Source organism: Celeribacter naphthalenivorans, from assembly GCF_020524585.1.
GTDB lineage: Bacteria > Pseudomonadota > Alphaproteobacteria > Rhodobacterales > Rhodobacteraceae > Celeribacter > Celeribacter naphthalenivorans.
Window position 1 is genome coordinate 579,101 of record NZ_JAIVLK010000002.1, and the last position, 7,554, is coordinate 586,654.

At 56.5% G+C, this 7,554-nt stretch carries 5 protein-coding genes; 1 reads left to right on the forward strand and 4 read right to left on the reverse strand.

The window, feature by feature from the left end:
• Window positions 1-6 precede the first annotated feature (6 nt).
• From LC094_RS06515 to LC094_RS06525, 3 genes are all read right to left on the reverse strand, one after another.
• Window positions 7-3,072 carry a CapA family protein gene (locus LC094_RS06515; RefSeq protein ID WP_226550976.1) on the reverse strand — a complete coding sequence of 1,022 codons (3,066 nt, stop codon included), beginning with the start codon at window positions 3,070-3,072 and terminating at the stop codon, window positions 7-9.
• Between the two features lie 188 nt (window positions 3,073-3,260).
• Window positions 3,261-3,728 carry a peptide-methionine (R)-S-oxide reductase MsrB gene (gene msrB / locus LC094_RS06520; RefSeq protein WP_226550977.1) on the reverse strand — a complete coding sequence of 156 codons (468 nt, stop codon included), beginning with the start codon at window positions 3,726-3,728 and terminating at the stop codon, window positions 3,261-3,263.
• Between the two features lie 94 nt (window positions 3,729-3,822).
• Complete coding sequence (locus LC094_RS06525) at window positions 3,823-4,374, reverse strand: fasciclin domain-containing protein (protein ID WP_226550978.1); 552 nt, start codon at window positions 4,372-4,374, stop codon at window positions 3,823-3,825.
• A gap of 1,194 nt (window positions 4,375-5,568) precedes the next feature.
• On the opposite strand from LC094_RS06525, the gene LC094_RS06530 reads away from it, so the two are divergent.
• On the forward strand, window positions 5,569-6,390 hold the full coding sequence (locus LC094_RS06530) for a hypothetical protein (protein WP_226550980.1): 822 nt from the start codon (window positions 5,569-5,571) through the stop codon (window positions 6,388-6,390).
• A 331-nt stretch (window positions 6,391-6,721) separates the two neighbouring features.
• Here the strand turns inward: LC094_RS06530 and LC094_RS06535 are convergent, their stop codons facing one another.
• Complete coding sequence (locus LC094_RS06535) at window positions 6,722-7,351, reverse strand: DUF4236 domain-containing protein (RefSeq protein WP_226550981.1); 630 nt, start codon at window positions 7,349-7,351, stop codon at window positions 6,722-6,724.
• Window positions 7,352-7,554: the final 203 nt, after the last annotated feature.

Below are 7,554 nucleotides of genomic sequence, written 5' to 3' on the forward strand. Positions count from 1 at the left end.
TGACGTTCACACAGCAGTCGGGCCGGACAAATGATCCAGGATTTTACCAAAGCCGATCGAGTTGGACGCTTTCAGCAAGATGGTATCTCCGGGGTGCAGATGGCGGTCGATGTCTTTCAGCAGGGACGGCGCATTTCGATAATATGCGCCCGTCGACGCGGAGGTGATGTCTGGTTTCAGCTCGTCCCAGAGATGCGCCATCAGCGCCCCGCAGAGCAGCACAGCATCCGGCGCCATGGCCCGGATTTGTGGTGCCAGTTGCTGATGATAGCGCGGGGCATCTGATCCAAGTTCGAGCATATCCCCGAGAATGAGAATGCGCCTGCCGGTCGTCGGCATCGCGCCGAATGTCGCAATCGCTGCCCGCATCGATACCGGGTTTGCATTATACGACTCGTCGACGATGGTCAGAGGCTTTCCGGCAAAGTCGACAGCCCGGGTTTCGCCGCGTCCGGCGAGGGGCTGAAACATTTCCATGGCTGTCAGGAAGGGCTTCAACGGGCCTCCCAGAATCTTTTTAACGGCAAGGGCGGCCAGACTGTTCATCGCCATGTGCAGGCCCGGTGCCGTGATGCGGTATTCGATTTTCTGGCCACGCGGGAGTTGGGCTGTGACGCGCCCGTTGGTTTGATCATAGGCCAGAAGCCGGACATCCGCGTCCGGGGATTGACCGTAGGTTACGAGATGCACGCCACGTTCTGCCGCGCGCGCTCTGAATATTTCGTAGCAGTCGATTTCACGGTTCAGGAGTAAGATGCCGCCCTTGGACATGCCTTCGACGATATTGGCTTTCCGGCGGGCCACCGTGTCCAGCCCTTGTTCGCCGCCGCGCATATGCGAGGGCGCAATGTTGGTGATGATACAGATATCGGGCCGCACGAGGCGGATGTTCTGGAATTTTGGGGCATTGATCGCGCTGACGGCGGCCTCGAGCACAACAATGTCTGTGGTTTCCGGTGTGTTCGCCAAGAGATGCAGCATACCGACACGCGAGTTGTAGTTTGACCCGGAGTTGCTGACGACACTGCAGTCTGCTGACAACGCCTCTTTCAGCATGAGGCATTGCGAGGTTTTTCCGGCACTTCCTGTCACGGCGACGACTCTGCCTTTGAGGCGGTTGCGTGCGACCGCGCCAAGTTGCATGAGGGCGTGCAAGGGATCTGGCACTTGGAGTTGCGGGAAGTCGGGTTTCAGCCCTTCGACGGGCCGGGCGACGATGGCCCCTGCGGCTTTGTGTTGTCGGCTCGGCAATGTGTCATGGTTGTCCCAGTACGCTCGCGCCGTGAAGTCCGACAATTCGTGCCGCATGGCCATGCGTTGATCAATGGCCACCAGAAGTTTCGGATCAGCCAACCCCCAATTGTCCAACTGTTTGATCTTTTGCGTCACGGACGACACGTACCAGCTTTCCGGAGGTTTCACCAACCATGTGCCGCCTGTGATGTCTTCAAGCTGTTGCGCTGTCCAAAGAAGGACGGGGGTCGGACTGATCTTGTCGAGAGCGGGCACCTCATATTGTGCCGGGTTTGCCAACAACACCCGAAAGCCGGCCTTGGGGGAGAGGGCCAAGTGCGTTTTTCGCGGTAGGGTCACCCGGTCGGTTTTGCCCTGATGGCTGACCAGCCCGACAGATAAGGTCAATGTGCTGTCCAGCCAATTCGTGACGTTGGATGGTCGCAACGTATAGAAATCACGATAGATTTGCCCCGGCGTCCAGCGTCGAAGAGGCCACATCCAATCGCATGGGTCGTGAGACGAGGAGCGGCCCCATTCACCAACCGTCTCTGGATGGTCCGAGGTGGCGCGAAAATCGATGCGCCAGTTGCAGTCAACCTGCTCAGGGCTGCGCCACCAGGATTCGACTGCGAGATTGCCCAGACGCTCCAAGCGTTCGGGGGAAACGCGCACTCCAAGAAGCTCTAATGGCCCGACGCTAAGCGGCTCCGGCAAGCGCGCATCTGGCGGCACATCCTCAGAAAGCCACTCTGGCCGGGGGGCGCTGATCGCCTCCACGCGACGCTTTTCGACACCCTTGGGAGGCGTTCGTGGGGCAGGGATCGGACGGTCGGGGGGCTGAAGATCAATCAGGCCTTGTCCATCGTTTGTCTGTTTCATCTGCACCCCCATGGCGTCGCATTTTCTGGCAAAGCGACGCAGGGCATCCGTTGCGGCTTGGCCAGACAGAACCTTGGTCGCGCAAAAGCCGATCTCAAGGGGGGTGAAACGCACGGCGGTCACGCCTCTGTGGTCCAGATCGAGGGTGAAGACGCCACTGTCCTTGTCGGATCGTGCCAAAGCGTCAAACAGCAGATCGCCTGCATCATGCAGGATTGGCCGGTTCTTGTAGATTTCGATGCCCTGCAACAGATGTGCAGACGCCCCCAGGACGGCATCCGCCCCCGCATCGATCAAGGCGTGACCGCCTTCGATCTCGCGCGCATCGGGGGCGTGGCGATTGTTTGCGCCCCAATGCATGGCAACCAGGACGATGTCGGCCTGTTTGCGGGCCTCGGTGATCCGGGGCTCCATGAGGGTTTTCCACGCCTCCGGATGCCTTGGATCGAGCCAAGCGATACCGGGGCGGTTTTGGGAGGCTGCAAAGCTTTCTTGGGTGGCATCTATCGAGAACAGGGCCACATCAAGTGCGCCAGCCCGCCGGAATGTCGGCTGAAAGGCGGCGTCGAGATCAGGGCCCGAGCCAGCCTGACCGATGCCTGCCTTGTCCAGCCACATGGTCTGTTCCAGCAGAGCTTCGGGCCCGTAATCCCCGCTGTGATTGTTCGCGGTCGCAACCAGATCCACATTGCCTCTGATCAAGGTCTCAAGCATTTCGGGGCGGGCGCGAAAGTAGAAGGATGCCCGTTCTCCCTTGTCGAGAGCCTCGGTCCCACGGGTTGCAACCACGCATTCGAGGTTCACAATGCTCAGATCGGCAGAGCCCAGCGGTGTGATCTTCGCCAGAGCATCGCGGGCATGGGCGTGTTCAAAGCGAAAATGAAATCGCCGCCCAATGTTGACGTCGCCGCCCCAGGCGATGGTGCCGGTCCGTGTAGAAATATCGTCGTGGGGCATCTGGAAATTTTCTGCCTTCTTGCCCCGTCATCGGGCGTGTGCTTCATTCTTATAACGAGGTTGGGCTCTGCGTGTTTCAGGACGAGGTGTCGGTCGAGGCCTTCATGTGACGTGGGAGAGCGGAGTAGGGGCGCGAGAGTTTCGCAAGAGACGAGATCTAAGGATGTTCGGCCAATTCGCGTCATGGCTCAGACAGCAGGGACGAAAACCAGACTGAGACCATTCAAACAGTGGCGTTTGCCGGTCGGCTCTGGCCCGTCATCGAAGATATGGCCCAGATGACTGCCGCAGCGGCGACAATGGACCTCGGTCCGGACCTGAAAAATAAACTTGCGGTCTTCTTTCGTGCCAACAGCATTGTTCAGGCTCATGGTGAAACTGGGCCAGCCGGTTCCGCTGTCATATTTTGCCTCTGAGCTGTAGATCGGCAAATCGCACCCGCGACATTGGTATGTGCCTGCGCGCCATTCCTGGTTCAACGCACTGGAGTAAGCACGCTCAGTGTCTTCTTTGCGCAACACGAGATATTCGTTCTCGCTCAGACGTTCGCGCCATTCCGCGTCACTGCGACATATGTCGAAACCGCATGACGCGGCCACAAGTGGCGTGGCGAGCAGGGCGGCCCCCGTCGTCAACAAAAATGCTCTGCGTTTCATTTCTTCACCTATTCGCAAAATGCTCGGATAGGCCCCAGCCGTCAGGGTGAATTGGGCCTGCCAAATGGGGCCTATCCGAGCGGGTCTGTCCGATTTACTTCGGAACGAGCACGCTATCGACCACGTGGATCACGCCGTTCGACTGATCGACGTCTGCAATGGTCACGCGACTGGCGTTGCCGCTTTCGTCGTAGATATAGACATTGTTGCCTTTGACTTGTGCCGACAGGGCATCGCCCGAAACAGCGTTGAAGTGATAGAAGCCATCGGAGGAGGCACGCGCTTGACGTGCGATCTGTGCTGCGGACCAGTCACCGGCCACCACATGCGCGGTCAGCACTTTGACGAGCATGTCCTTGTTCTCCGGTTTCAGGAGCGTCTCCACCGTTCCCGCCGGAAGGGCCGCAAAAGCATCGTTTACGGGGGCAAAGACCGTGAAAGGGCCGGGGCCTTGCAGCGTTTCGACCAAGCCAGCGGCCTGAACCGCAGCCACCAAGGTGGTGTGGTCCGCCGAGTTCACCGCATTCTCAACGATGTTCTTGGTCTCATACATGGGCGCGCCACCCACCATCGGGTTTTCGGCATAGGCCGCAGTTGCAAGGGTCAAGGCCGCGGCTACAGTTGCCAGTTTGGATGTGGTTTTCATGTTAGTCTCCTCTCTGAATGCGCCGCTTTCTGTTGCGGCTACTGGGGAGACACGGCATTTGGCGGGACATAGTTTCACCTGAACTGAAATAAATTTGCGTCGAAGACGTCGCCGGTCGCCACAGATGGCTCGAGTGATCGTGCCCGTCGTCAGAGTTTGGGGGGCGCTTGGCTGTTTGATTTCCTTCTTATGCCGCTGTTGTCAGTCTACATTAGGTATATATACTTTAGTTGACTATTATAAATACTTTTGTTGTGGTATGTATAGCAATTGTGTGGGGGGTAAAGTCTAAGACACAATTGCTTATCCGCTCCACGAGTGACCTTCTAAAAACGATGCGAGGGAAATATGTTCTTTACTCTCTATGCTGTTTCAGGGGCGAGCATTGGAATTCTAGTCGCTATTGCCGTGCTTCTTTTCGGTGGCGGGCTATGGGCCATGTTCGCAGGCTATGTCGCAGGTGCGGGGGGCGCCGTCTCGCTCCTTGCCGTATGGATTTATTTCACGGCACCTGAGGCAGAACATGTGCTCTTAAAAGACGCAGACAATTCATGAGAGGCGCCTTCTCTCACGAGATGGCGAAGATGCTTTAAAAAGAGTGCCTTTATTGAAAGCGATCTTTTGAACGGTTTGAAGAGAGCCGGCGGCGTCGATCGTGTGAGGCGCAATGAGTTACTCCCCTTTGCTTGCACAAGATCTTTCGCAAATTCAGCTGCTCTCTGGTCCTGCTGATCGGGGGGTGTTTTGTTATTCTCTACCCGTAGATTACGGCTGTTGGTCTGCCTGAAAGTGCTGAGCTTGGGCGTTGGTGGCCGTCAAAAATCTTTCCTGTCTGACTGTCCGCCTTCGCTTCGCCCCAATGCGACAATTTAGGGTGATGTGAAAAGAGAAGGGGGGGGCTCATCGGAGCCACCAAGGAGAAGATCAGCAGACATTCCTTCACCGTGCCTCATACTTTGTTCTGGGCTCTGATCCGTTCCGCAGCACCATTCTATAAAATGTCCTCTGAGCTACGGTTTAACGTCAGAGGAGATTTTTCTGAAGCCAGCTTAATACGCACTTAAGTATTAAAAATATACTTTTGATAATTTAGGTACAACTTTTGATTGTATTGCTCGCGCTCCGGTGTATTCATTCCCTTGCGTCACCTCTGCTTCGAGTGGCGCCTAGAGTAACACTACACAGGAGAGGGACATGACCCTTGAAACTACGACGTTTATCCTTGACCAGTTCGCTGATCTTCCCGGCACATTGCAGAACACCATTTCAACGCTTACGGCCACTTTGGACCCGTCCCTCGCAACCAACCTCGTGGGAGACACCCTGTCGTCCGTGACGGGCGCGCTGGATCTCGGCGTCTTGGATACGTCCATTCTGGGTAGCACAGTCGATACGGTAACCGGTGTGCTCGACACGACCGCTCTCGAAGGCACCCTCGGCACCGTGACCGGCCTTCTGGACGCGTCTTTGCTCGAGGGCACAGTGGAAACTGTTACCGGCGCGCTGGATTTGGGTCTCGTCGACGATCTGACAGGTGGCCTCGACACCGGGCTCCTGGATGGTGTGCTCGGAACAGTGACTGATGCACTCGATACCTCCCTCGTGGACGATGTCCTCTCTCTCGTCACCGACAGTCTCGATACGGGTCTGTTGGACGGCGTTCTGGAAACTGCGACAGGGGCGCTCGACACGGGGCTGCTCGATGGTGTGCTGGACAGCGTCACCGGCGTGCTCGACCTCGGGCTTGCAGAAGACCTCACCGGCGGCCTGGACCTCGACATCGTGGACGGCCTGCTGGGCGGCGTGACGGACACACTCGATTTGTCCGCGCTGGACGGCGTGCTCGGCATTGCTGAAGGCCTGTTGGGTGACGTGGACACCGGCCTAGTTGGCGGGCTTCTTGGTACGGTCACCGAAGTGGTGGGCACAGTTCTCGAGACCGTGACCGATCTGACCGGCGACCTGTTGGGCGGCCTTGGCGACCTCGGTGGATTGGGCGACGACCTCGTGGTGTAATTGGACACCATCTTTGCAAACAGGCACCACTGCAACACTGTGTTGCGGTGGTGGACCAAGGTCACGGACGCTTCGCCGCAACGTCCAGCAAAATACCGATCTTCTTTTCGTCACCTCGCCGTCGGCGCCGTTCGTCCCCAAAATTCGCGCGGCATGGCTCTGGCAGTAGGCGAAGCGGGGTCAAATTCAATTTGGTCTTGCCGGCCACAAACACCTTAATATCAATGTTCTGCACGACATACGCCCCAACCCGATTTCCCGGCGTGTGTGCCTAGGGTGGTGGATTTGTGTGCCGATTGTTCTTTATCTTTTGAGTTTCTGCAAGCCTATGTCAGAGTTTCTTCTGTTCTGTTTCCAGTTCCCTAGCCACTTCTTCACGCAGTGAGCCAATTGCAGTCAATAGCTTTCCGGTTTTCAGTTGATGCTCTTTCGCCAGTTCCAAGAGATCATTTTTTGCGCGTTTCAAATTGCCCCCGAATAGACCGAAGCTAAGGGCAGCTAGTCGCTGCTTGATCGCTTTGAACGCGCTCTGTTTCTCCGCGACTTCTATCTCAATCTTTTGATACCGAGATAGAGTGGTTTCGTAGCGCTTTGTCAGAGTTTGGAATTTCGAGGCGCTTGGACCGCGACCTCCGTTATAGCTTTCGACCGCTTTGTTCCATGCGGCTGAGACTTTGTTGGTCTTTGGGGAGAGCGAGTTAAAATCGTGCGCAGCCTTGTCCAAAAGAGAGCTCAACTGCCGAAGTTCGTCCGAAGGTTTTAACCCTTTGCCACCTGACCTGCCTGTTTGCTTTGACCATGAGAGGCCGGAACCCGGTATGCCAACGGTGGTACGTACGCCTTTTGAGCTTAGGTTAACCGTGGTGCCTCGCCCGCCGACACTTGTACTCAATCCACTCTTTGAAACATTCAAGCGAACGCCCGGAGCGATCTTAATCCTTTTCTGAAATCTAAATGCCAATTGCCTAATCCCGAATTTGTCTGTCTTGACCTCAGGGATGCTACTCAAAGATTACATTGGAACCAAATCCTAAATGGAAGCGGTGGGTAATCCCCCCCCGATTTTAGTGGGATGCGGCAGTAGAATTTTCTCGGCAGGATGAACGAGGAGATTCCGATGAAGAAGACACGTTTCACCGAAGCGCAGATCATGGGTGTGCTACG

Excerpts from the sequence above, each read along its gene's own strand:
- LC094_RS06515 (WP_226550976.1), bottom strand. The coding sequence starts at position 3,072 with ATGCCCCACGACGATATTTCTACACGGACCGGCACCATCGCCTGGGGC.
- LC094_RS06525 (WP_226550978.1), bottom strand. The coding sequence starts at position 4,374 with ATGAAAACCACATCCAAACTGGCAACTGTAGCCGCGGCCTTGACCCTT.
- msrB (WP_226550977.1), bottom strand. The coding sequence starts at position 3,728 with ATGAAACGCAGAGCATTTTTGTTGACGACGGGGGCCGCCCTGCTCGCC.
- LC094_RS06530 (WP_226550980.1), top strand. The coding sequence starts at position 5,569 with ATGACCCTTGAAACTACGACGTTTATCCTTGACCAGTTCGCTGATCTT.